The sequence below is a fragment of the Nonomuraea mangrovi genome (assembly GCF_042681425.1).
In the GTDB taxonomy this organism is placed as follows: Bacteria; Actinomycetota; Actinomycetes; order Streptosporangiales; family Streptosporangiaceae; genus Nonomuraea; species Nonomuraea mangrovi.
In genome coordinates this window covers 1-22,691 of the sequence record NZ_JBHUFV010000003.1, presented here as the reverse complement: position 1 = coordinate 22,691, position 22,691 = coordinate 1, and the positions used below count along the sequence as shown (strand labels likewise).

Genomic DNA, 22,691 nt, shown 5'->3' with positions numbered 1-22,691 from the left:
ACGCGGGCCCGGTGCCGAACCGTCCACCCCACAGGACGCCGCCTCATGGCGTGGATCCCCGGGTGGCGGCCCTGATTCGTGGCGTGGTGGTGTGCTGCGGGCTGGGAGCCGTGCTGGCCGCGCTGTTGACGCCGATCGGCCGGCTGGTGGGTGTCCCGGCGCTGCGGAGCCTGGCCACAGGGCAGGCCGCGATGAAGGCGAACACCGTCGTGTCGCTGCTGGCGCTCGGTGCGGCGCTGCTCCTCCTGGCCGCGCCTGGCGACGGGCGCCGAGGCGGCCGGCACTGGCGCCGCTGGGGCGCGTGGGCGGGGGCGGGCCTGGCCGCCCTGCTCGGCGCGTTCACGCTGGTCGAATACATGGCGGGCATCGACCTCGGCATCGACAGGATGGTGGCGGTCGGCCCGCCCGGCACGGCGGCCGATCCCGCGGCGCCACTCGGGGTGCCGGTCTGGCGGATGGCCCCCAGCACCGCCCTGGCGCTCCTTCTGGCCGGTGCGGCCCAACTCCTGCTGGCCGGGCGGCGGCTCGTCGCGGCCGGCCAGGCGATCGCGCTCGTGATCGTCGTGATCGGGATGCTGGGACTGTGCGGGCAGGTGTATCAGGTGCCGGCGTTGGTGCGCTTCGCCGGCTACACCGGGATGGCGGCGCACACGGCGCTGGCGTTGATACTGCTCGGACTTGGAACGTTCCTGCAGCGCAACGATGCCGGGATGGCCGCGCTGGTGTGCGGCGGCGGCAGCGCCGCCCTGCTGGGCCGCTGGCTGCTCGGCGCCACGCTGGTCGTGCCGCCGACGCTGGGCTGGATGCAGCTGCTGGGTCAGCGCGCCGGCTATTACGACAGCCGACTGGGTACCGCACTGCTGGTCATGGCCAACGTCAGCGCGTTCCTCGTGATCGGGCTGGCCGTACTGGCGGTGGCAGCCCGCATCGAACGCGAGCGCACCCATGCCCAACTCTCGGTGCGTGAGCTCAGATGGTGGCGCGTCCTGATGGACCACACACCGGCCGCCATCTACCTCAAGGACTTGAGCGGCCGCTATCTGGCGGTGAACGCCACCTTCGCGCGCATCTTCGGCCTGCGCCCTGAACAGGTGCGCGGCCTGACCGCTCACGATCTGCTCCCAGGACCTACCGCCGACCAGCTGCGCGCCAACGACCGGCGCGCCCAGGACGCGGGACACGCCATCCAGGTCGACGCTCAGGTCACCCTGCCCGGCGGCGTTCGCGACCATCTGAGTGTGCTGGTGCCGCTGCTCGACCATGCCGGCCGCGTGGAAGGCGTGTGCGGGATCGCCACCGACGTCACCGACCGAGCCCATGCCCAGCGTGAACACGACCGGCTCCAGCAGCGCTTCGCCGACCTGCTCGAGTCCGCCCCCGACGCCATGGTGATCGTCGACGGTCGCGGCGTCATCCAGCTGGTCAACGCTCAGACCGAGGCCCTCTTCGAGTACGGCAGGACCGAGCTGATCGGCGCGGCCGTGGAGATGCTCATACCCGAGGAGTCACGCCAGGCTCATCGCGCGCACCGCGCCGCCTACACCGCCGACCCCAAGGTGCGGCCCATGGGAGCCGGCCGCCGCCTGGTCGGCCGGCGTCAGGACGCCAGCACCTTCCCCGTGGAGATCAGCCTGGCACCCCTGCACATCGAGGACGGCATGCTGATCTGCGCGGTGATCCGTGACGTCAGCCAGCGCGATCGCCAGGAGCGGCAACGCGCCGAGCTGGCAGCCATCGTGCAGACCAGCCAGGACGCCGTCCTGGCCCTGACCCCCGCCGGTGTCATCACCTTCGCCAACCCCGCCGGCGCCCGCCTGTACCGGTACCCGCTGCCGGACCTGCTCGGCTGGCACCTGACCCGGCTGATCCCACCCGGTCACGCGGAAGACGTGCACACCGCCCTGGCTCGCCTACGCCAGGGACATCCGGCCAGCGTGGAGACACTCGCCGCGTGCCGTGACGGAGAATGCGTGGACATCGAGCTGACCCTGTGGCCCGTCCACGACGCCGGCGGGCACCTGGTCAGCATCACCGCCGCGGCCCGCGACATCACCGCCCGCAAGCTCGCCGACCTGGAACTGCGCCGCCTGTACGAGCAGCACCGTCATGTAGCCTCCACCCTGCGCCGCAGCCTCATGACCCTGCCGCCCGACCTGCCCGACCTCCCGTGTGCCCGCCGGTACCTGCCTGCCATCGAGGGCGCAGGCATCGGCGGCGACTGGTTCGACCTCATCGCCCTGGCAGACGGCCGGATCGGCGTTCTCATCGCCGATGTCATGGGCCGCGGGGTCGAGGCCGCCGCGGTCATGGGACACCTGCGCCCGGCCGCACACGCCCTCGCCAAGACCGGGATGCCTCCTGGCGACCTCCTGCACGCGCTCGACGACCTCGTCTGCGACCTGCCCGACCAGCTCGTCACCTGCTGCTACCTCATCCTCGACCCCGCCGCTCACGAGATGTGCGTCGGTCTGGCCGGACACCTGCCTCCCCTTCTGGCGCGGCCTGACGCCCCGGTGAGCACGCTGCCCCTGGTCGTCGGCCTTCCCCTCGGCGTCGGCGACTCCGAGCCCTACACCCACACCCGCCTGTACCTGCCCCACGACGCCACCCTCGCCCTGTACACCGACGGGCTCATCGAGACCCCCGGCACCGACCTCGACGCCCGCCTGACGCTGCTGCGGACCGAACTGCGGGCCGCCCTCGCCACGACCGGGAGCCTCGAAGCGGCCGCTGACCACGTCCTGGCCCGCCTCCTGCCCGACCCGGCCAATCCCGCTGACGACGTCACCCTTCTACTCGTGCAACCACCCGCCCCGCCGCGCACCCTCGGCGCCGCCCGCTGAGGGGGAGGTCGTGCCGTAGCGGGGGACGGCGCCGCAGATGCTCACCGGGTGCTCGGCTCCGGCGCTGACCGACGAGGCAGAAACGCTGCCCGCCCTTGAGCTCGCCGCCCTCGGAGACCCGCCACCAGAAGCCAATCGGACGTTTGAAACGTCTGTTTGCGGCGCTGGTAAGATCGCCTACGTGGGAGTCCCTGAGGATTTGCTGGCCGCCGCCAAGCAGTGCCTGTCCGAGCGCGGGTACGCACGCACAACGGTCCGAGACATCGTCGCCGTCTCCGGCAGCAACCTCGCCGCGATCAACTACCACTTCCGCTCCAAAGACGCCCTGCTCGCCCAAGCGATGATCGAGACGACCGGGGTTGCGGTAGCAGAGGTCCTCAAGGCGTTCCCAGACGACTCCCAGGAGTGGTTCGAGACGTTCTGGGCGCAACTGATCGAGTCCTTCCGAGCCAACCCGATGGTGTGGCGAGCCAACGTCGAGACCCTGGCGCAGGCGCCCCATCTCCCCGACATACGAGCCCGCCTGGCTGAGGGGCAGGCGCTTGCCCAGCGCGAGTTGGGCAGGCGCCTGCCGCATCAGGACGAGGCGGGTGCGCAGGTGTTGCTGACGCTGCTCATCGGTCTGCTGGTCCGATGGCAGATCGATCCGGACAACGCCCCGACGGCCCACGACCTGGCAGCCGGTATCCGGTCGGTGGCTGACGCGGCCGCCGGCTAACGCATGACGTGCCGTCCGGAGCGGTCCGGGCGAGGTTGTGGCCGGCCCGCGCGCCGTACCGAACGCAACATGACCGGCGCGAGGAGCGCCATCAGGGACAGGCCCACAGCGGCGGCGATCATGGCGTAGTGCTGGCCATGGGTGAAGGCCCCGCGGGCCGCGGCGGCCAGGGTGATCCCAGCCGGTTCGGGCAGGTGCCGCGCCGCCTCAAGGGCGCCGCCGAGGGTGTCCAGCGCCGATTCGGGAGCGCCGGCGTCGGCGAGGTGTCCCCGGTAGACGGCGGTGCCGATACTGCCGAGCAGGGAGATGCCGAGCGCGCCGCCGAACTCGGTGGCCACCTGCGACAGCCCTGCCACCGAGCCCGCCCGCTCCGGCGGGGCGGTGGCGATGATCAGGTCGGAGGAGACGGTCAGCACGAGGGTGACGCCGCCGGCCATCAGCATGATTCCGGCGATCAGCAGGCCCGTCTGGCCGGTCACGTCCAGCTGGGACAGCAACGCGAACCCACCGGCGCCGACGAGGAGCCCGGCGCAGACCACCAGCCCGGGACGGACCCTCCGCACCAGGACGGGAGCCAGGCCCGCGGCGAGCATCGCCATGCCGGCCGAGGGCAGCGCGTACAGGCCGGCGATGAGCGGCCGGGCGCCCATGACCATCTGCAGGTACTGGGTGGTAAAGAGGCTGGAGCCGACCATGGCGAAGACGCCGAGGGTGTTGGTGCTGATGGCGGCGGTGAACGCGCGGCTGCTGAACAGGCGCACGTCCAGCATCGGTTCGGCCGTCGAGCGCTGGCGGCGCACGAAGACGACACCCAGCGCCAGGCCGGTCGCGATGGCCAGCACCGGCAGCCATCCGATGCCGTCCTGGGCGATGTGCTGGACGCCGTAGATCGTAGGCAGGATCGCCGCCAGCGACAGGCCCGCGCTGAGCAGGTCGAACCGGCTCGGGTGCGGGTCACGCGACTCGGGCAGCAGCAGCGGCGCCAGGATCAGCAGCAGCGCCATCACCGGCAGGTTGACCAGGAACACCGAGCCCCACCAGAAGTGCTCCAGCAGCGCGCCGCCCATCAGCGGCCCCAGCATGGCGCCGCCGGCGAACGCGCCGGTCCAGATGGAGATGGCGATCCGGCGCTGGCCGTCGTCGTGGAACATGTTGCGGATCAGTGACAGTGTCGAGGGCATCAGCGTGGCTCCACCCACCCCGAGCAGTGCTCGGGTGACGATGAGCAGGTCTGCGCTGGGCGAGAAGGCGGCGACTGCGGAGGCGGCGCCGAATGCCGCAGCCCCGGCCATCAGCAGCCGTCGTCGTCCGACCCGGTCGCCCAGCGTGCCCATCGGCAGCAGCAGCCCGGCGAGCATGAACGGGTAGATGTCGATGATCCACAGCAGCTGGGAGCCGCTCGGCGCCAGGCTGGCGCTGATGAACGGCAGCGCGTAGGACAGCACGTGCAGGTCGACGGAGATCAGGAGCACGGGCAGGACCAGGACGGCCAGCCCGATCCACTGCTTGCGTCCGGCTTTCATGAGCGGCCTTTCTCACGGAGGGGAGCACCGGCGTGGTGCAGGTGGTGGAGCGCCTCGCCGTGCGAGGCCGCGAAACCGACCTCGTGGTACGGCAGGCCGAGCCGGCGGCAGTAGGCCCGCACGATGGGTTGCGCCAGGCGCAGGTTGGGGGTGGGCATGCTGGGAAACAGGTGGTGTTCGATCTGGTAGTTGAGCCCGCCCATGGCGATGTCGATGAACCGGCCGCCGCGCACGTTTCGGGTGGTGAGCACCTGCTTGCGCAGGAAGTCCACGGAGGCCTGCCCGGTCAGCGTCGGCATGCCCTTGTGGCCGGGGGCGAAGACGCAGCCCATGTAGACCCCGAACAGCCCCTGGTGCACGGCGAAGAAGACCAGCGCCTTGCCCGGTGACAGCACCCAGGCCAGCGCGCCCAGGTAGAGGGCGATATGGGCGAGCAGCAGCGAACCTTCCGGTGCGCGGTGCTTCATCCAGGGTTGCCGCAGCGCGCGCAGACCGCCCAGGTGCAGGTTGAGCCCCTCCAGCAGGAGCAGCGGATAGAACAGGAACGCCTGCCGGCCGCCGATGAGCCGGGCCAGGCCGCGGCTGTCGCGTGCCTGCTCCTGTGACCACACCAGGACGTCGGGCACGACGTCCGGATCGAGGTCCTCGTGGTTGGGGTTGGCGTGGTGGCGGGTGTGCTTGTTCATCCACCAGCCGTAGCCGAGGCCGATCCCGAGGTTGCCGCCGAGGCGCCCGAGGATCTCGCTCGGCGTTCGGCTGGTGAAGATCTGCCGGTGCGCCAGATCGTGCAGCACGAGGGCGACCTGGGCGAAGACGATCGCGAAGAAGGCGGCCAGCGGCACCTGAAGCCAGGAGTCGCCGAGCCGGAAGAACGCCGCCATACCCGCCAGGTAAAGACCTGCCACTGCACTGAGCCGTACCAGGTAGTGGAGGGGGCGGCGGTCGAGGAGGCCGGCCTGCCTGATGCGTCTGGATAGGTGGCTGAAGTCGCTCGCGGCCGTGGCCGTTGCGGTTGCGTGTGCCATGCCGCCGACCATACACACGTTTGGGACAGTCGTCCAAAACATATGTTTGTGACAAATGTTTGGATAGGGTGGCGGCATGAAAGAACGAGACAAGCTGATCGAGGGCGCCAAACGCTGCCTGCAGGAACGCGGCTACGCGCACACCACGGCGCGCGACATCGCCCAGACCTCCGGCGCCAACCTGGCCTCCATCGGCTACCACTTCGGATCGAAGGACGCGCTGCTGGTCGAGGCCATGCTCGAGGCGACCGCCGACTGGGCCGACAAACTTCGCCAAGCTCTGGCCGACGACGCGCCACGCGAGGGGCAGGAGACCCTGTGGCGGCGGGCGATCGAACTGCTCGACCTGCACCGCCCCGTTTTCGTGGCCAACATCGAGGCCTTCGCCCAGGCCGAGCGCCGGCCACGGCTGCGACAAGCGCTGGCCGACGCCCAGGAGACCGCCCGGCTGGAACTGGCCCACTGGCTCGCCGAGGCGACATTGCCTCCCACGAAGCAGCGGGCAGTCGGTGCCTTCTATCTGACCCTGCTGACGGGGTTGATCCTGCAGCACCTCATCGATCCGGAACGGGCTCCCACCGCTGAAATGCTGACCGAGGCGCTGCCTGCCGTCCGGGTGCGTGGCGCCGGGTGACGGCGATGCCTCCGCTCACTCTGCGTCAGGCCCTGCTGATCGTGGATGCCGTGAACGGGCTGTACGTCACCGACCGGCTGGCCAAGACGCAACAGCTGGCGCAGGAAGTGGCGGCCGTGATCGCGTTGGGCACGCCAGAGATATGGGCGGCTGACGGGCGGGCCCTGCTGTGCATGATCGACGCGTGGACGACGTGTCAACGTCTGGCCGTCATCGATGCCGCCGAGCGATTCTGGTCATGTTCCGAGGGCGGCTATGAGGAGGGCCTGCGGGCGGCAGGGCTGTTGCCCGAGCCATGAGTTCGATGGCAATCGCGCGCACCGGCCTCGCGGATGTGCGCGCGCACGGCGGTGCCCTCGATATGGACGTGATCGGCGGCGTCACCAACGCCGAACCACGCGAGGACCAGATGCCGATCGTTCGACGTGGACTGAGCCCAGGTCCGACCTCAAGAAAGCGTATGGATCGGCACCTTGCCCGTCAGAGTCGCGTTGAGTTCGTCGAATTCGCCCACGGTGTCGGCCGATAGTGGGGATGCCGTCTACAGGAGGAATCGTGGCAGCGCGTACTCAGCAGCGCAGTATCCCGCCCGACAAGCATCATCTCGGGCGGGGTATGGAGCAGTTCCACCACCCGCGCCCGGTGTACGTCGGGGGCAGGCCGACGCCACAGAGGGAGCGGTTGCTCGGCGGGTTGACCGGCCGGGTGTTGGAGATCGGCGCGGGTGACGGCGTGAAGCTCACTTGCTATCCGACGGCCGTGCAGGAGATCGTCCTGGTCGAGGGCGACCCTTTTCTCCGGGCGGCCGCTCAACTGACCGCCGGTGAGGTGGAAATCCCTGTGCGGGTCATCGATGGCGGGCTCACCAGGCTGCCGGTCCCCGACTCTTCCTGCCACGCCGTCGTGACGTCCCTGGTCCTCTGCTGCTCCCCGTCGGCGACGGAGACCTTGCACGAGGTGCGCCGCGTCCTGCGGCCGGGCGGTGAGCTGCGTTTCTACGAGCACCAGCGATCCGGCAACCACATGATCGCGATGTGCGAGAGCCTGGTCTCCCCGCTGTGGTCACGCGCGCTCGGCGGTTGCCATCCCGCCCGCGACACGCTGGCGGCGCTCCAGCACGCGGGCTTCACCGTCGACGGTGTGGAGCGGTTCGCGTTCCATCACATGCGTCACGTCCTGGGTACGGCCCGGCCGCGCTGACGCGAGTGCCGAGCCAGGACCGTCCTGGCCCTCACCCACCCGAGCCCGCGCGACCCGTGGAGACGGCCGCCTGGCCGTTTTGACGTTTTCCCTACGCGTTCCCTACGCGTGAGGCGGTGGGCCGAGACCTAGCCTTGATCTCGGAAGGGACACCGCCATGGACACCACCATCCTGTTAGGCGTCGTCGCGTTCGTCGTCGTCGTGCTCATGCTCACCGGCTTCAGAGTCGTCAACCAGGTGGAGCGTGGCATCGTCTTCCGGCTCGGCCGGGCGCAGCGGCGAATCAGGCAGCCGGGGTTGCGGCTGCTCGTCCCGTTCATCGACCAGATGAAGAAGGTCAACGTCCAGATCGTCACCATGCCCATCCCCACCCAGGAGGGCATCACCCGCGACAACGTCTCCGTTCGGGTGGACGCGGTCGTGTACTTCAGGGTGCAGGACCCGATGCGGGCGGCGATCGAGGTGCAGGACTACGTGTTCGCCATCGAGCAGGTCGCGCAGACCTCGCTGCGGTCGATCATCGGCAAGAGCGAGCTGGACGACCTGCTCACCAATCGCGAGGAGCTGCACAAGGGCCTCGCCCTGATGATCGACAGCCCGGCGCTCGGCTGGGGCATCCACATCGACCGGGTGGAGATCAAGGACGTGCAGCTGCCCGAGACGATGAAGCGGTCGATCGCCCGCCAGGCGGAGGCCGAGCGAGAGCGCCGCGCCCGCGTCATCGTGGCCGACGGCGAGCTGCTGGCCGCCCAGAAGCTCGCCGACGCCTCCGGCATCATGGCCGAGGCACCTGCCGCGATGCAGCTGCGGCTGCTTCAGACCGTGGTGGAGGTCGCCGCGGAGAAGAACTCCACGCTCATCATGCCGCTGCCGGTGGAGTTGCTGCGCTTCTTCGACCGCGCCACGCAGGCCGCCACGAACCCCGAGCCCGTGCAAGCCGCGCCGGCCGTGCAAGCCGCGCCGGCCGTGCAAGCCGCGCCGGCCGTGCAAGCCGCGCCGGCCGTGCAAGCCGCGCCGCCCGTGCAAGCCGCGCCCCCCGTGCAAGCCGCGCCGCCCGAGCGCCAGGCCGAACTCGGCGAGGGCAAGCTCGCCGAACTGTCGCCGACGAGCCCGGACGAGGAGCCCACCAGGGCGCTGCGCCCGCCGGCGGCAGCGGCACCAACGACCGACTGACGAGCAGCGTCGACACCGCGGCCACCAGCGCGCCGCCCGAGCAGGCCGGCACGGAGAGGCCGGGAGTGCGTTCACTCCTGGCGGACGTCGGCCTGCGGTGGTTCCACGGCAGGGAACAGGATCGCGCTCATCAGGTGAGGGGCGCGACCTGATGCGGGCTTGTTGCCCCACCTGGCCGCGAGGACTGCGCGCATTTCCTCGATCATGTCCTCGAGTTCGTCGCGGCTGAGCCAGAGCACCATCTGCCGATAGCCGACCAGGTCGGCGGTCGGGTCGGCTCCGTCCTGGTCGAGGTAGGCGTTGAACTCGGCATGCAACGCGGCCATGGCCGCGGTGAACCCTCGGCGGTGCTCTTCCAGGGACATCGACGCGGCCGCGTCGGCGTCGATCATCGTCCGGTCCCGGCGCAACCGGTAGTGGCGCTCGACGGCGCCGTGCACGCGCTCCTCCCCGGCCACCTCCAGAACCCCCGCCTCAGCCAGCAGGCCGACGTGCCGGTACACGGTGGTCTTCGGAACGTCGGGCAGGTGAGCGCACAGGTCGGAGGTGGTGCGGGTGGGCTCGCCGGACATGGCGTGCACGATGCGCAGCCGTACCGGGTGGAGGAGTAGTTCAAGGGTGTCCACTCCCAAACGTTCCCACATCTGATACCGTTCCCAAAATTGGGAAAGGGGCATTGGAATGACCATGAACACTACGGCGGCTCGGCTTACCGACGAGGCGATCGTTCCGCTGCGCACGCTCGATCCGACCGGGCCACTGGACGACCTCGCGTGGCTGGACGAGGCGATCGGCGATGCGCGGGTCGTGGCGATCGGTGAGAGCGCGCACTACAACCGCGAGTTCTATGAGCTGCGGCACCGCCTGCTGCGCTACCTGGTCGAACGGCACGGATTCAGTGCGTACGCGATGGAGACCGGTTTCGTCGAAGGGCGGCAGGCCGACGCCTGGATCCGAGGCGGCGAGGGCCGGCTCGACCAGGTCATGGCGAACGGCCTGACGTCACTGATGGGGGTGTGGACGCAGATGGGCGCACACCTGCAGTGGATGCGCGACCACAACGGCACCACCGGGCGCCCCGTCGGCTTCTACGGCATCGACCTGCCAGGCTCGATGGTCTCGATGGAGCCCGGATTGGACGCCGTGCTCTCCTACCTCGAGCAGGCCGATCCGGAGTTCCGGCTCGACCCGCAGGCCCGGGAGACGGCCTGCGGGCTCGCGGCGCCCTCCGCGTTCTCCGCGCCCGCGGCCCTCGCCGCGTACGGGGCTCTCGCGGTCGAGACCAGGGACGCGCTCACGGCGGCACTCGCCGACCTCGCCGCACGCATGAAGGGCCGGCGGCTGGACTACGTACGGCGGACCACCGTCGACGCCTACGAACGCGCACTCCGCTCGCTACGCGTCACGCTCACCCTCGACACCGTCGTTCGCGCGCTGGCCCGCGGCGACCAGCAGGCGGCGATGTGCGACCGTGACGCCGCGATCGCGGACACGGTCGAGTGGATCCTGCGCAGGGAGGACCGGATCATCCTCGCCGCCCACAACGGGCACGTCCAACGCCGCCCGCTCACCCTGCCGGGGATGCCGCCGATGACCCCGATGGGCATGCGACTCGCCGAACGGCTGGGAACCGGCTATCTCGCCATCGGCGCGACCTCGGGGACCGGCCAGACCCTCAACACCGGCGCCGACTTCTACACCGGCACTCTCTTCACGGATCTGGAGGCCCCCGAACCCGGCAGCCTCGACGCGCTCATGGCCGCGAGCCACGACGGGCCCTTCGCGACCGACCTGCGACGGCTGTCACCGGCCGACACCGACGCCGTCCGGGCCGCCACCCGGCAGCGTGCCGTCGGCGCCTTCTACGCCGACCAGAGCCCGCTGGACGCCTTCGACCTCGTCGTCCACCTCCCATACGTCACGGCCGCCGAACCCGACCAGGCCGCGCTCGCCCAGGCTCCCTCCGATGTCCAGCAGGCATTCTCCCGATGGAAGCCGGCATGACACCGAGATGAGTCTCATGACACGCGGAAGCGCATGCGGCACACCACGGCCTCCGTACGGCGGCGCAGCGCCCTGGCCAGCACCGCGCCGCGCTGGTTCTGCAGCATGCGCTGCCAGGCGTGCTCCGGCTCGACCTCCGCGATGAGCACGAAAACGTGCGCCTCCGGCACCCGCCCCAGGTAGCCGACCAGCGGTTCGTCCAGCCGCCGGTGGGCATCGAAGAGCTGCACGAGCTCCACCCCGGGATTCCACCGTTCCCAGTCGTTCACGAACAGGCGGGCCTGGGCCTCGTCCTCGGGGTGGGTGATGTTGACAGCCACCACCCGGTCGCCCAGCGACAGGGCCGCCGCGAGCGCATCACGCGTGAGCCGGGTGACCGCGTGCACAGGCACGACCACGAGGGAACGCCGAGGGCGGGGCGGCGCAGGGACGGCGCCGAGCTCGAGCCGGGTGCCGATGCGCGCGTAGCTGCGGTTCACCCATTCCATGCCCGCCACCATGAGCGGCAGGGCGATCACGACCAGCCAGCCGCCCTCGGTGAACTTCGAGACCGACACCACGACCGCGGCCACACCGGTCAGCAGCGCGCCGAAGCCGTTCAGCAGGGCCCGCCACCGCCAGCCCGTGGGCCGCTCCATCATCCAGTGCCTGACCATGCCGGCCTGCGACAGCGTGAACCCGACGAACACCCCGACGGCGAACAGCGGCACCAGCATGTTCATGTCGCCGGCCGCGACGACGATCAGTGCGCCGCTGGTGACGGCCAGGAAGGCGATGCCGTACCGGTGGACCTGCCGGTCGGCGCGCAGCGCGAAGAAGTGCGGCAGGTTGTTGTCCGAGGCGAGCAGCTGGGCCAGCACGGGCAGCCCGCCGAAGGAGGTGTTGGCGGCCAGCGCCAGCAGGACCACGGTGGAGAACTGCACCAGGTAGAACAACCACCCGTCACCCAGCGACGCCTGCGTCACCTGGGCCAGCACGGTCACACCGTCGGCCGGGACGATGGCGAACTTCTCGATGAGCGCGGCGATGCCGATCAGCATGACCGCCAGCAGTCCGCCCAGCGCCACTTCGGCGTGCTGGGCCCGCCGTACCCGCGGCTGTTTGAAGGAGGGCACCGCGTTGGCGATGGCCTCGACACCGGTCAACGACGCGCACCCGTTGGCGAACGCCTTGAGCAGCAGCAGAACGCCGACCGTCTCCAGGCTCTGCGCCTGGTGGTGCACGTCGATCGCGGGCTCGCTCCTGATCAGGCCGGCGATGACGACCAGTATGATCGCGGCCACGTAGATCGCGGTGGGCGCGATGAACGCGTGGGCGCTGTGCGCGATGCCCTTCAGGTTGATCGCGGTCACCAGCGCCAGCACGCCCAGGCAGATCCACACCGTGTGGGGCAGCAGCCCGGGGAAGGCCGAGGTGAGCGCGGCGGTGCCGGCGGCGACGGAGACGGCGACGTTGAGCACGTAGTCGATGGTCAGCGAGGCGCCTGCGATCAGGCCGGCCCGGCGGCCGAGGTAGGTCTTGGCCACACCGTACGCCCCGCCGCCCTCGGGGAAGGCGGCGATGACCTGCCGGTAGGAGAACGTCAGCACGGCCAGCAGCGCCGCGATGGTGAGCGTGACCGGGATGGTGAACCCGAGCCCTGCCCCGCCCGCCAGCGCCAGGACCAGCACGATGGCCTCCGGCCCGTAGGCCACGGAGGCCATCGCGTCCAGCGAGAGCGCGGCCAGGCCACCGGCGACTGACAGCCGGTGTTTGTCGCCGCTATCGACAGGCTCCTTGGGCTTGGCCTGAACAGCAGTCATGAGGAACTCCTGAATGAGGGATGTCGCCACTCATCGTGCTCCTGCAAAAAACGACATATCTCCATCAATACGGACCATTGACGCTCGACTGGGGGATAACCACGCGCTCCATACGGTGGCGTCACTGTCTTCAGAGGATGCGCGTCACACCGTCACCGCTCCCGAGGAGATGGGCATGGTCAGGATCATGGTGAGACCTCCTCCTGGCGTCTCATCGGGTGCGAGGGTGCCGCCCATCGCCTCCACGAGCCCTCTGGACAGCGCGAGGCCGAGGCCGACACCCGCGTGGCTGTCTCTGTCGCCCAGCCGCTGGAACGGCATGAACACCCGCTCGTGCGCCTCGGGTGGGATGCCCGGCCCGCGGTCGATCACCCGGATCTCCACGTGCTCCCGGTGCCGGCTGGCGGTGATCAGCACGCGTTCACCCGGCGGGCTGTAGCGCACAGCGTTGGCCATCAGGTTGGCAAGCACCCGCTCGAGCAGGGCGGGATCGGCCACGATCTCGGGCAGCTCGATGGAGATGTCGCCGTCCACCCGCTCTCGCAACGGTCCGAGATCGTCGATCGCGCGCGGCACCACCTCCTCCAGCGCCACAGGTTGCAGCGCCACACCGAGCACCCCGGCCTGCAGACGGCTCATGTCCAGCAGGTTCGCCACCAGCCGGTCCAGCCGGCCCAGCGACTCGTCGGCGGTGGCCAGCAGTTCCTCGCGGTCCTCCGGCGACCAGTCGATCTCCGTGCTGCGCAGCGAGTCCACCGCCGCCTTCGCCGACGCGAGCGGCGTGCGCAGGTCGTGGCTGACCGCGGCGAGCAGCGCGGTGCGCATCCTGTCGGCCTCGGCCAGCGGCCTGGCCTGCTCTGCCTCCTCTTGCAGGCGTTTCTGACGAAGCGCGACCGCAATCTCGGCGGCGAACGCCTCCAGCACCCGCCGGTCGGCCGCGGCCAGCAGCCGGCCGCGGGCGGCCAGCACCAGGTTCTCGTCGATCATCACGTCGGTGTCGGCGGCCGACGGGGACGTGCAGGGCGTGCCGCCGGTGGTGGCGATGATCCGCCAGGCGTCCGGGTCCGTCTGGTCGTCCGGCATGCTGCCGGTGCCGGGCCGCCGCTCCAGCAGCGTGACCGAGGCCAGCCCGAACGTCTCACGCATCCGGCCCAGCAACGACGGGAGTGCGGCATCGCCGCGCAGCATGTGCCCGGCCAGCGTGGCGAGCACCTCGGCGTCCGCACTGGCGTGCGCGGCCTCCCTGGTACGGCGGGCGGCCAGGTCGACGATCCAGCTCACCGCGACGGCGACCAGCACGAAGACGACGAGCGCGAACAGGTTCTGCGGATCGGAGATGGTGAATTCCCCGATCGGCGGCGTGAAGTACCAGTTGAGCAGCAGCGATCCGCCGACCGCCGCGGTGATCGCCGGCCCCGTGCCGCCGATGAGCGCCACCCCGATGACCAGGCACAGGAAGAACAGGATCTCGCTGGGCAGCGAAATGACGTCACGGAACGGAGACAGCGCGGCGGTCAGCGATGGCATGCCGAGCACCGCGACGGCCCAGCCGATCAGTCGGCGCTTCCTGGTGAGCGCGGCCCGCGAGCGCTGGGACCGCGTGCGGCCCTTCTTGGCCTCCTCGTGTGTGATCATGTGCACGTCGATGCTGCCGGAGTGCGCGGTGGTCTCCACGCCGACGCCGCGGGAGAAGATCTGCGCGAACCTGCCCCGCCTGGACGCGCCGAGCACGAGCTGGGTGGCGTTGACCCCGCGGGCGAAGTCGAGCAACGCGCGCGGGATGTCGTCGCCGATCACCTGGTGGTAGGTGCCGCCCATGCTCTCCACCAGCGTGCGCTGGCGGGCCAGGTTGGCCGGGTCGCCGCCGGTCAGGCCGTCGCTGTTGGTCACGTGGACGGCCAGCAGGTCGGCGCCCGTGGTGCGGGCGGCGATGCGGGCGGCGCGCCGTACCAGGGTGTCGCCCTCGGGGCCGCCGGTGAGGGCGACCACGACGCGCTCGCGCGCCTCCCAGGTGCCTTCGATGCCGTGGTCGGCGCGGTAGCGGTCGAGCTGCTCGTCGACCTTGCCGGCTGCCCACAGCAGGGCCAGCTCGCGCAGCGCGGTCAGGTTGCCGACCCTGAAGTAGTTCGACAGCGCGGCGTCCACCTTCTCCGGCGCGTAGACGTTGCCGTGCGCCATCCGGCGGCGCAGCGCCTCCGGCGACATGTCGACCAGCTCGATCTGGTCGGCGCGGCGCACCACCTCATCCGGTACGGTCTCCCGCTGCGGGATGCCGGTGATCTGCTGCACCACGTCGTTGAGCGACTCCAAATGCTGGATGTTGACCGTGGAGATGACGTCGATGCCCGCGTCGAGGATCTCCTCGATGTCCTCCCACCGCTTGACGTTGCGCGAGCCCGGCACATTGGTGTGGGCCAGCTCGTCGATCAGCGCGATCTTCGGCCTGCGCGCGATGACCGCGTCCACGTCGAGCTCGGTGAAGGTGGCCCCCCGGTAGACCAGCGTCCGCCGGGGGACGATCTCCATGCCCTCGAGCAGGGTGGCGGTGCGGGCGCGTCCGTGGGTCTCGACGAAACCCACGACAACGTCCCTGCCACGCTCCTGGCCCCGGCGGCCCTCGCAGAGCATCGCGTAGGTCTTGCCGACCCCGGGCGCGGCGCCCAGGTAGATCCTCAGCCGGCCGCGTGGCATCGTGCTACCCCTTGTCGAGCGCCAGGCTGCGTTCCCGCGGACAGGCACGGTACGGCCGGCCGCGTGGTCCTCTGGTTCCGGATGCTTGCTACAGGCCAAGCAAAACCCGAATGTGTCCGTTTTCGTTGATCTTGACGGATTGCCTACGCCGATGGCGCGAGATTTGACGCCGTCACTACACCCCGCCACGTGGCGGGACCCTGTGCGCGGCCGCCCGTCCCCAGCGAGTCGGCCGACGTGCTGGTCGGCTCGCTCACGCTGTGGCCCGCCTGGAGGTCGCGCTCGCGGAGATCATGCGGCGAATGATCACATGCGTCCGAACCTGTTCAGGTCGTCGGCGTGCCCGGCGAGTGAGCCGGCGAAGGCGTCCCTGGCCGCGTCCAGTCGGTCGCGGAAGGCGTCCAGGTCGAAGGGGGCGGGGGTGGCGTCGCCGAGCAGCGAGGTCAGCAGCTCCTGGCAGCGACGGGCGGCGTCGTCCTGCGCTGCCTGTACGGCACGCGTGATCGACTCCGCGAGCGTCCCGCTGTCCTGACGCATCGCGCGCGGATCCATGGCGAGGTCGAGGAGGCGTCCAGCGTGGGTGACAGTGGCCCTGACGAGTCCGTCGGGAGTCTGTCCCGAGCCGGTGATCGATGGTAGTTCGGTGGTGGCCTCGCCCAGCCGCCGCAGGGCCTGCTCGCTCTCGCCGACCATCCGGTCGAGGTGGTCGGGATCGAATGCCGTCATGGAGGCAGATCTAGCAGCCGGCACGTGAGGTGATCGGCCCATTGACGCCCTGGATACGAAATTTCGCCCCGCCCTGATGGGGAACATACGCATCTTCGGCGGAACGGCGTCTGCGCCCTGCAGCAGGATGGAGTTGTCGATCACCATCAAGGAGAGGCCCATGGCGTACGGCGATATCCATATCAGCTCCACCGCGATCGGGAAGACCGCGGCCGCGGTCGACCTCTACCTGACCACCCCTTTCAGGGCCTATCACGCCAACGGCAGGCCGCAGACCGACCTGCCGCCCGACACGTTCGGCATGGTCGGCGATCTCATCCTGGGCCGGGTCTACCAGGACATCCAGGACACTGTGGAGAAGCTGATCGGGGACGCCATCGAGGTCACCGCGGAGTGGGAGCGCGACCTGGAGTACGCGCGCAAGAACTGGCGGACGGCCGAGGACCTGAACACCGCGGATGCCCTCGCCATCGGGACGGCCTGGTGACTCCCGGCTTCGGCCCGCCCGTGCCGCCTGGCCATCCCCTGTCTCCCTTCCCGCAGCCGCCCGGCGGTTTCGGCCCGCCCGTTCCTCCCGGGCGTCCGCTGTCTCCGTTCCCGCCGCAGATCCGTCCGCCCATGGGGCGGTTCGGGCCGCCGCCGTCGTCGGTACCCAAGGCACCGTCGGCGGCCGTGCGGACCTGGCGGATCGCATCCGGCATGAGCCTCTTGGCCGTGGCCACCTATCTCCTGGTGGAGGGGGCGCAGGGCAACGAGGAGGCGATCCGGCAGGCGAAGACCAGCTGGATCAACGCCCTCGGCGGCACGCTCGGTGTGGAGGGGCAGATGATGCCCGGCGTGGAGACCGTGCGCAGGGCGATGACCGGCTGGGACGCCGGCGACCAGGACGCCTTCGAGGCCGCGCTCAACGCCTTCAACAGCCAGGTGGGGTCGCTCAAGACCGCGATGGAGTACATGGGGGAGAACCTCGGACACCTCGCCGGCGCCTACGCCGACTTCGACATGGCGTTGCGGCTGACAGGCGTCTCGCTCATCACCGCGCTCACCGGACTGTTGACCGCACGGATGTTCCCCGCCACCGCGGCGGCGGCCGCTTTCAGCGAGGCCATGGCCGTCAGGACCGCGAACATCACCGTGATCGCACTGCTCGGCCAGCTCGGCGCCTTCGTCGCCAACGCCGCGACCAACCTGGCTCAGCTGCGCAGCGCCCTGCTGAACATCAAGACCGTTCTCCCCGGCGGGCCGGGAACGATCAACTTCGACTCCGCGAAGATCAACAAAGCGGGTCTGCCGCCCTTCCAACCGCCACCGGAACGCCAACCCGGCATACCCCAACGACTTCCGCCCGGTAGCGGGGACTTCGACTGGAATCTTCGCTAGCCGACATGGACGTGAGGGCGCCGTTCGATGTCCGGCTCGGCCTTGCGCAGCACCTCGCGAGTCAGCGGAGGCACGTCCCCGCCGCCGAAGACCAGGTAGCGCAGCATGGCCACGACCGGGTTGCCCTCGGCCCAGTGGAAGTAGATGTGCGGCACACCGCCGGTACGATCACGCAGGTACAGCAGCAGCGCGGCCAGCGTGTTGGGCACGGCCGAGCTCTCGATGCGCAGGATCTGGTGGCCGTGGCGTTCCTCGCCCTTGACGTGCAGTTCGGTCTCGAACTCCGAGGCGTCGGGCACCGTGACCTCGACGAACAGGACCGGCTCCGAACTGCGCAGCCGGTGGTTCAGCCAGGTCTCGCGCAGCTTGTCGTTGTACTCTCTCTGGTCGCGTTCGTGGGGTTCGTTGGCGATCACATGGATGTCGCCGCAGGTCTCGTTGATGAACTGCTCGGCCAGCGGATCCAGGTGTACATCGGTGACGCGCAGCTCGGTGGAGCGGGTCGCTCGGGAGATCAGCGAGGTGATGATGATCGCGGCGATGAAGAACGAGGCGATCTTGACGCCGTCGGGCCGCTCGATCACGTTGTCGACCAGCGTGTAGGCGAGCACGGCGGTGATCAGCCCGAAACCGCCGCGGGCCAACCGCTGGCCCAGCTTGTGCGCCGACAGCGTCACCGCCACCGCGGCCGACAGCATGAGCACCAGCACGCCGGTGGCGTACGCGCCGCCCTGGGCTTCCACATCGGCGTCGAAGATGATCGTGATGACGAACGCGATCGCGGAGAAGATGAGGACGAGAGGGCGTACCGCACCGGTCCACTCCGGCGCCATGCCGTACCGGGGAAGATAGCGCGGCACCAGGTTGATCAGCCCGGCCATCGCCGAGGCGCCGGCGAACCACAGGATGGCGATGGTGCTGACGTCGTAGGCGGTGCCGAACCAGTCGCCGAGGAAACCGTGGGCGAGGTAGGCGAGCGCGCGTCCGTTGGCCTCACCGCCCGGCTCGAACTCCTCGGCGGGGATCAGCACGGTGGTGACGAAGCTGCTCAGGATGAGGAAGACGCTCATGATCAACGCGGCCGTGGTGAGCAACCGTTTGGTGCCCTTGATCCGCTGCTGGATGTCGCCCTTGACCACGGGCATCACCGCGACGCCGGTTTCGAAGCCGGACATGCCCAGCGCGAGCTTCGGCATCACCAGCAGCGACAGGCCGATCATGGCCAGGGGGCTGCTGTAGTTGGCGTTCAGCAGGTTCTGCCAGCTCACCACGACATCCGGGTTGTCCAGCACATGCAGGATCGCCACGGTCACGACGACCGCGTTGAGCCCTAGATAGACGAAGACCAGCAGGACGGCGATGCCGATCGCCTCGGTGAAGCCCATGAGGAACACCCCGCCGAGCAGGGCCAGGAGGAAAAGCGTGACCGGCACGCGCTGCCCCTCAAGCCAGTGCGGGGCGAACGGGTTCTCCAGGATGTGCGCGGTCGCGTCGGCGGCTGACAGCGTCATCGTGATGACGAAGTCGGTGGCCGCGAAGCCGAGCAGGGCGAGGACGAACAGCTTGCCCCACCACTGGGGGGCGAGCTTTTCCAGCATCGCGATCGAGCCCTGCCCGTAGGGGCTCTCCTCGGCCACCCGCCGGTAGACCGGCAGCGCCCCCAGCAGAGTCAGGCCGACCAGGAACAGCGTGGCCAGCGGCGACAGCAGGCCGGCCGCGAGCGCGGCGATGCCGGGCTGGTAGCCCAGAGTGGAGAAGTAGTCCACGCCGGTCAGGCACATCACCCGCCACCAGGGATGCTTGGCGTGCGGGCCGTGCTCGATCTGCTTGCGATCGGTCTGCAGCCCCTCGAGCAGCCAGGTCCGTAGCGGCGTTCCCGGCGTGGAGGCGGGTTGCCTCATCCTGACCATTTTCGGGCACCCCAGACATCGCGCTCTCAGCTGACGAACGCACACTACTTGCCGTTTCGTGCCTGATTGTCATGCCGAGGTGTCAAGAACGCGTCAATGACCGAAGTCGTCCCATGACGGAGAGTGAGCGCTGTCTCCAGGAGGCAGCGGTATTGCCGGGAAACGGAAACGAAGGGGTCGCGAGCCTGCCGGAGTTCTCACATGACGCCGGGCGCCGCACACGGGACCATTCGCGTCATGACTGCAGTGGTGGAGGCCGAGGGGCTGACCAAGTACTACGGCGACCGCCGCGGGCTCGAGGACCTGACGCTCGACATCCGGCCCGGCGAGGTCTTCGGCTACCTGGGGCCCAACGGCGCAGGCAAGACCACGACGATCAGGCTGCTGCTCGACGTGATCAGGCCGACCAGAGGGTCGGTGCGGGTCCTGGGCGCGAACTCCCGCGAGCACGGGATCCGGAGCCGGATCGGCTACCTGCCCGGCGAACTGGTGCTGGAAGGTCGTGAGAAGGCTCGCGACTACCTGCGCTTCCTGGGCCGAATCCGGGGCGGCGTGCCCAGCGGGCGCATCGCGGAACTGGCCGAGCGGCTGGACGCCGACCTGTCGGTGCAGATGCGCAAGCTCTCCAAGGGCAACAAGCAGAAGGTCGGGCTGATCCAGGCGTTCATGCACGAACCGGAGTTCCTCATCCTGGACGAGCCGACCAGCGGGCTGGACCCGTTGCTGCAGCGGGAGTTCCTGGCCATGGTGCGCGAGGTGCGCATGTCCGGCCGGACCGTGCTGATGTCCTCCCACATGCTGGCCGAGGTCGAGCAGGTCTCCGACCGGGTCGGCATCGTGCGCGAGGGCCGCCTGGTGGCCGTGGAGGACGTGGCCGCGCTACGGGAGAAGGCGGTGCGGCGCGTGGAGTTCCACTTCGACGCGCCGGTGCCGCCCGAGGCGTTCGCCGACCTGCCGGGCGTGCGCGACCTGAAGGTCGAGGGCGCGGCGCTGTCGTGCACGATCGACGGTCGTCCCGACGCGCTGATCAAGGCGGTCGCCCGGTTCACCGTGGTGCACATGGTCAGCGCGGAGCCGGACCTCGAAGAGATCTTCCTGACGTACTACAGCGAGGTGCCATGATCACCAAGACGCTCGGCGAGTACCGCCGGGCACTGATCGGCTGGACCGTCGGCATCAGCCTGTTCCTGACGATGTACGTCAGCATCTACGCCAGCATGCGTGAGGATCCCGAGACCCTCAGCAAACAGGCGCTGGCCAAGGCCCCCGGAGCGCTCAGGGACATCCTGGGCGGAATGGAGGACATCGCCACCGCGACCGGCTACCTGCAGACGGTCGTCTACCAGCTCCTCGTCCCGCTCATGTTCATCGTCTGCGCGATGATCCTGGGCAACCGGGCGATCGCGCAGCCGGAGGAGTCCGGCACGCTGGAGCTGACCGTCACGCTGCCCATCGACCGCAAGCGGCTGGTGCTCGACCGCTTCGCCGGGCTGCTGATCGCCTTGCTCACGCTCGCCGCGATCACCTTCCTGGTCGTCGTCGGCGTCGCCCAGTCCATCGACCTCGGTGTCGGGGTCGACCGGATCCTCGCCGCGCACACCGGCGTCTTCCTCCTCGCCCTGTTCTTCGGCACGCTCACGCTGGCCGTGGGCGCGATGACCGGACGCAAGGCGCTGGCCATGACGGTGGTCGGCGTGTGGGGAATCGCCGGCTACATGGTCATCACCGTCGGCAGGAACGTCGACGCCATCTCCTGGCTCAAGTGGGTCTCGCCGTTCCACTACTACGCCGAGGGCAGGCCGCTCTACCAGGGTTTCCCGCTGGGTGATTATCTTGTGCTGGCGGGAGCGGCGCTCGTCCTGGCGCTCACCGCGATCCTCGCCTTCGACAGGCGTGACGTAGGAGTCTGATGGAGGACCCGCTCCCGCGGCTGCTCGCCGAGCACGCCGCGACGGGACGGCTGCCCGGCCGCGCGACGCTCGAGGAGTGTCGCGCTGCCGGCGAGCGCGCCGCCGAGCAGGGCGTCCCGCTCCGGGCGTTGATCGACGAGGCGTTGCGTGCGCTCGACGGCACGGCCGCGCTGCGCAGGGCGGTCGCGGCCCTCATGGAGGGGTACGAGGGCGCGCAGCAGGCCGCCTGGCGTGGCGAGGAGCTGGCCCGGCGGGAGTTCGTCGACGACCTGCTCCAGGGCAGGGCGGAACGGCTGGCCGAGCGGGCGGAGCGCTTCGGGCTCCGGCTGGCCGAGGCGTACATGGTGGCGGTCGCCCGCGGCATGTCGGACGGCGACCCGGATCGTATCGAGCGCGACCTGATCGCCAGGTTCGGTTCGCACAACGTGCTGGTGGCCGTGCGTGACGGGCTGCTGGTGTGCGTGGTCCCCGCGACGCTTCCCGCGGCGGTGGGGGAGTTCACCCACCACGTGCGGGCGCGGTTCGCCGACGGCTGGCGGCTCGGGGTGGGCCGTCCGCAGCGTGGCCCCGGCGGGGTGGTCTCGTCCTTTCGCGAGGCGGCGGGAGCACTGGAACTGGCCGACAAGCTGGGCATCCGGGCGCAGGTGGTCAGGGCCGCCGACCTGCTGGTCTTCCCCGTGCTGCTCCGCGACCGGGCGGCGATCGAGGACCTGGTGACCAGCGTGCTCAGCCCCCTGCTGCGGGCGCGCGGAGGCCACGAGCCGCTCCTGGAGACGCTGGAGGCGATCTTCGCCGCGCACGGCAACCAGGCGGCGGCCGCGCGCCGGCTGGGCATCAGCACCAGGACCGTCACCTACCGGCTGGAACGAATCCGCCGCCTGACCGGCTTCTCGCCTGACGAGCCCACCCAGCGCTTCACCCTGGAAACCGCCGTACTCGGCGCCCGCCTCCTGGAATGGCCCTCGGGATGCGGTTAGGTCCGGCTCCGGCGGCGCAGGTGACTCTCTAGCGGTTTCCCGCAGTGTCGAGCGCTGCACCGACCTGGTCGGCGAGGATGACCGCGACAAGGCGTGCCTGCAGGGATGGGATGTTGCCGGGCGTGGGATCAAGCATGAACCGGCCGTAGAAGTGGCCGTTCCCGATGGTGCGCA

At 69.9% G+C, this 22,691-nt stretch carries 20 protein-coding genes; 13 read left to right on the top strand and 7 right to left on the bottom strand.

Annotation, left to right across the window (positions count from 1 at the left end; all coding sequences use genetic code 11):
- The first annotated feature begins 62 nt into the window (after positions 1–62).
- Positions 63–2,843 carry a SpoIIE family protein phosphatase gene (locus ACFSKW_RS00220; RefSeq protein ID WP_379567789.1) on the top strand — a complete coding sequence of 927 codons (2,781 nt, stop codon included), beginning with the start codon at positions 63–65 and terminating at the stop codon, positions 2,841–2,843.
- A 37-nt stretch (positions 2,844–2,880) separates the two neighbouring features.
- A complete protein-coding gene (locus ACFSKW_RS00215) occupies positions 2,881–3,561 on the top strand; it encodes a TetR/AcrR family transcriptional regulator (protein ID WP_379567787.1) in 681 nt (226 codons plus the stop codon).
- Here the strand turns inward: ACFSKW_RS00215 and ACFSKW_RS00210 are convergent.
- Positions 3,558–5,084 (bottom strand): MFS transporter, encoded by a 1,527-nt coding sequence (locus ACFSKW_RS00210; RefSeq protein ID WP_379567785.1) that lies wholly within the window; start codon positions 5,082–5,084, stop codon positions 3,558–3,560. The two genes, ACFSKW_RS00215 and ACFSKW_RS00210, sit on opposite strands and share 4 nt — an antisense overlap.
- Positions 5,081–6,109 carry a fatty acid desaturase family protein gene (locus ACFSKW_RS00205; RefSeq protein ID WP_379567783.1) on the bottom strand — a complete coding sequence of 343 codons (1,029 nt, stop codon included), beginning with the start codon at positions 6,107–6,109 and terminating at the stop codon, positions 5,081–5,083. The genes ACFSKW_RS00210 and ACFSKW_RS00205 overlap by 4 nt, the downstream gene beginning before the upstream one ends.
- Positions 6,110–6,185: 76 nt before the next feature.
- On the opposite strand from ACFSKW_RS00205, the gene ACFSKW_RS00200 reads away from it, so the two are divergent.
- The 5 genes from ACFSKW_RS00200 (at position 6,186) to ACFSKW_RS00180 (ending at position 9,117) form a co-directional block, all read left to right on the top strand.
- Entirely contained in the window at positions 6,186–6,743 is a 558-nt protein-coding gene (locus ACFSKW_RS00200; RefSeq protein WP_379567781.1) for a TetR/AcrR family transcriptional regulator, read from the top strand.
- A 50-nt stretch (positions 6,744–6,793) separates the two neighbouring features.
- Positions 6,794–7,042 (top strand): hypothetical protein, encoded by a 249-nt coding sequence (locus ACFSKW_RS00195; protein WP_379567779.1) that lies wholly within the window; start codon positions 6,794–6,796, stop codon positions 7,040–7,042.
- 5 nt (positions 7,043–7,047) lie between these two features.
- Positions 7,048–7,272 (top strand): hypothetical protein, encoded by a 225-nt coding sequence (locus ACFSKW_RS00190; protein ID WP_379567777.1) that lies wholly within the window; start codon positions 7,048–7,050, stop codon positions 7,270–7,272.
- 26 nt (positions 7,273–7,298) lie between these two features.
- The gene (locus ACFSKW_RS00185; protein ID WP_379567775.1) at positions 7,299–7,943 is read left to right on the top strand and encodes a class I SAM-dependent methyltransferase; all 645 of its coding nucleotides are present in this window, start codon (positions 7,299–7,301) and stop codon (positions 7,941–7,943) included.
- Between the two features lie 157 nt (positions 7,944–8,100).
- Positions 8,101–9,117, top strand: coding sequence for an SPFH domain-containing protein (locus ACFSKW_RS00180; protein WP_379567773.1), 1,017 nt, complete (start codon positions 8,101–8,103; stop codon positions 9,115–9,117).
- A gap of 71 nt (positions 9,118–9,188) precedes the next feature.
- On the opposite strand, the gene ACFSKW_RS00175 is transcribed toward ACFSKW_RS00180, so the two are convergent.
- Complete coding sequence (locus tag ACFSKW_RS00175; protein ID WP_379567771.1) at positions 9,189–9,743, bottom strand: helix-turn-helix domain-containing protein; 555 nt, start codon at positions 9,741–9,743, stop codon at positions 9,189–9,191.
- Positions 9,744–9,798: 55 nt separating this feature from the next.
- Here ACFSKW_RS00175 and ACFSKW_RS00170 point away from each other — a divergent pair, with 55 nt between their 5' ends.
- On the top strand, positions 9,799–11,121 hold the full coding sequence (locus ACFSKW_RS00170; protein ID WP_379567769.1) for an erythromycin esterase family protein: 1,323 nt from the start codon (positions 9,799–9,801) through the stop codon (positions 11,119–11,121).
- Between the two features lie 14 nt (positions 11,122–11,135).
- Here ACFSKW_RS00170 and ACFSKW_RS00165 read toward each other — a convergent pair whose 3' ends face one another.
- The 3 genes from ACFSKW_RS00165 to ACFSKW_RS00155 form a co-directional block, all read right to left on the bottom strand.
- Positions 11,136–12,923 (bottom strand): APC family permease, encoded by a 1,788-nt coding sequence (locus ACFSKW_RS00165; protein WP_379567767.1) that lies wholly within the window; start codon positions 12,921–12,923, stop codon positions 11,136–11,138.
- 144 nt (positions 12,924–13,067) lie between these two features.
- Complete coding sequence (locus tag ACFSKW_RS00160) at positions 13,068–15,614, bottom strand: DUF4118 domain-containing protein (RefSeq protein ID WP_379567765.1); 2,547 nt, start codon at positions 15,612–15,614, stop codon at positions 13,068–13,070.
- A gap of 306 nt (positions 15,615–15,920) precedes the next feature.
- Positions 15,921–16,340 (bottom strand): YbaB/EbfC family nucleoid-associated protein, encoded by a 420-nt coding sequence (locus ACFSKW_RS00155; RefSeq protein WP_379567763.1) that lies wholly within the window; start codon positions 16,338–16,340, stop codon positions 15,921–15,923.
- 160 nt (positions 16,341–16,500) lie between these two features.
- Here ACFSKW_RS00155 and ACFSKW_RS00150 point away from each other — a divergent pair, with 160 nt between their 5' ends.
- Both ACFSKW_RS00150 and ACFSKW_RS00145 read left to right on the top strand, forming a co-directional pair.
- Positions 16,501–16,827, top strand: coding sequence for a hypothetical protein (locus tag ACFSKW_RS00150; protein ID WP_379567761.1), 327 nt, complete (start codon positions 16,501–16,503; stop codon positions 16,825–16,827).
- 212 nt (positions 16,828–17,039) lie between these two features.
- Positions 17,040–17,720: a hypothetical protein gene (locus ACFSKW_RS00145; protein ID WP_379567759.1), complete on the top strand. Its 681-nt coding sequence runs from the start codon at positions 17,040–17,042 to the stop codon at positions 17,718–17,720.
- Here the strand turns inward: ACFSKW_RS00145 and ACFSKW_RS00140 are convergent.
- Positions 17,717–19,621 carry an APC family permease gene (locus ACFSKW_RS00140; RefSeq protein ID WP_379567757.1) on the bottom strand — a complete coding sequence of 635 codons (1,905 nt, stop codon included), beginning with the start codon at positions 19,619–19,621 and terminating at the stop codon, positions 17,717–17,719. The genes ACFSKW_RS00145 and ACFSKW_RS00140 overlap by 4 nt on opposite strands.
- A gap of 246 nt (positions 19,622–19,867) precedes the next feature.
- Here ACFSKW_RS00140 and ACFSKW_RS00135 point away from each other — a divergent pair, with 246 nt between their 5' ends.
- From ACFSKW_RS00135 to ACFSKW_RS00125, 3 genes are read left to right on the top strand one after another with little or no spacing between them, the layout of a single operon-like run.
- Complete coding sequence (locus ACFSKW_RS00135; RefSeq protein WP_379567755.1) at positions 19,868–20,752, top strand: ABC transporter ATP-binding protein; 885 nt, start codon at positions 19,868–19,870, stop codon at positions 20,750–20,752.
- Positions 20,749–21,540: an ABC transporter permease gene (locus ACFSKW_RS00130; protein WP_379567753.1), complete on the top strand. Its 792-nt coding sequence runs from the start codon at positions 20,749–20,751 to the stop codon at positions 21,538–21,540. The genes ACFSKW_RS00135 and ACFSKW_RS00130 overlap by 4 nt, the downstream gene beginning before the upstream one ends.
- A complete protein-coding gene (locus tag ACFSKW_RS00125) occupies positions 21,540–22,517 on the top strand; it encodes a PucR family transcriptional regulator (protein ID WP_379567751.1) in 978 nt (325 codons plus the stop codon). The genes ACFSKW_RS00130 and ACFSKW_RS00125 overlap by 1 nt, the downstream gene beginning before the upstream one ends.
- Positions 22,518–22,691: the final 174 nt, after the last annotated feature.

What these genes read in the sequence shown, in the direction of transcription:
- ACFSKW_RS00160 (WP_379567765.1), bottom strand. Translation starts at nt 15,614, where the DNA reads ATGCCACGCGGCCGGCTGAGGATCTACCTGGGCGCCGCGCCCGGGGTC.
- ACFSKW_RS00215 (WP_379567787.1), top strand. Translation starts at nt 2,881, where the DNA reads ATGCTCACCGGGTGCTCGGCTCCGGCGCTGACCGACGAGGCAGAAACG.
- ACFSKW_RS00190 (WP_379567777.1), top strand. Translation starts at nt 7,048, where the DNA reads ATGGCAATCGCGCGCACCGGCCTCGCGGATGTGCGCGCGCACGGCGGT.
- ACFSKW_RS00210 (WP_379567785.1), bottom strand. Translation starts at nt 5,084, where the DNA reads ATGAAAGCCGGACGCAAGCAGTGGATCGGGCTGGCCGTCCTGGTCCTG.
- ACFSKW_RS00140 (WP_379567757.1), bottom strand. Translation starts at nt 19,621, where the DNA reads ATGAGGCAACCCGCCTCCACGCCGGGAACGCCGCTACGGACCTGGCTG.
- ACFSKW_RS00155 (WP_379567763.1), bottom strand. Translation starts at nt 16,340, where the DNA reads ATGACGGCATTCGATCCCGACCACCTCGACCGGATGGTCGGCGAGAGC.
- ACFSKW_RS00200 (WP_379567781.1), top strand. Translation starts at nt 6,186, where the DNA reads ATGAAAGAACGAGACAAGCTGATCGAGGGCGCCAAACGCTGCCTGCAG.
- ACFSKW_RS00170 (WP_379567769.1), top strand. Translation starts at nt 9,799, where the DNA reads ATGACCATGAACACTACGGCGGCTCGGCTTACCGACGAGGCGATCGTT.
- ACFSKW_RS00180 (WP_379567773.1), top strand. Translation starts at nt 8,101, where the DNA reads ATGGACACCACCATCCTGTTAGGCGTCGTCGCGTTCGTCGTCGTCGTG.
- ACFSKW_RS00165 (WP_379567767.1), bottom strand. Translation starts at nt 12,923, where the DNA reads ATGACTGCTGTTCAGGCCAAGCCCAAGGAGCCTGTCGATAGCGGCGAC.
- ACFSKW_RS00130 (WP_379567753.1), top strand. Translation starts at nt 20,749, where the DNA reads ATGATCACCAAGACGCTCGGCGAGTACCGCCGGGCACTGATCGGCTGG.
- ACFSKW_RS00145 (WP_379567759.1), top strand. Translation starts at nt 17,040, where the DNA reads ATGAGCCTCTTGGCCGTGGCCACCTATCTCCTGGTGGAGGGGGCGCAG.
- ACFSKW_RS00125 (WP_379567751.1), top strand. Translation starts at nt 21,540, where the DNA reads ATGGAGGACCCGCTCCCGCGGCTGCTCGCCGAGCACGCCGCGACGGGA.
- ACFSKW_RS00135 (WP_379567755.1), top strand. Translation starts at nt 19,868, where the DNA reads ATGACTGCAGTGGTGGAGGCCGAGGGGCTGACCAAGTACTACGGCGAC.
- ACFSKW_RS00205 (WP_379567783.1), bottom strand. Translation starts at nt 6,109, where the DNA reads ATGGCACACGCAACCGCAACGGCCACGGCCGCGAGCGACTTCAGCCAC.
- ACFSKW_RS00150 (WP_379567761.1), top strand. Translation starts at nt 16,501, where the DNA reads ATGGCGTACGGCGATATCCATATCAGCTCCACCGCGATCGGGAAGACC.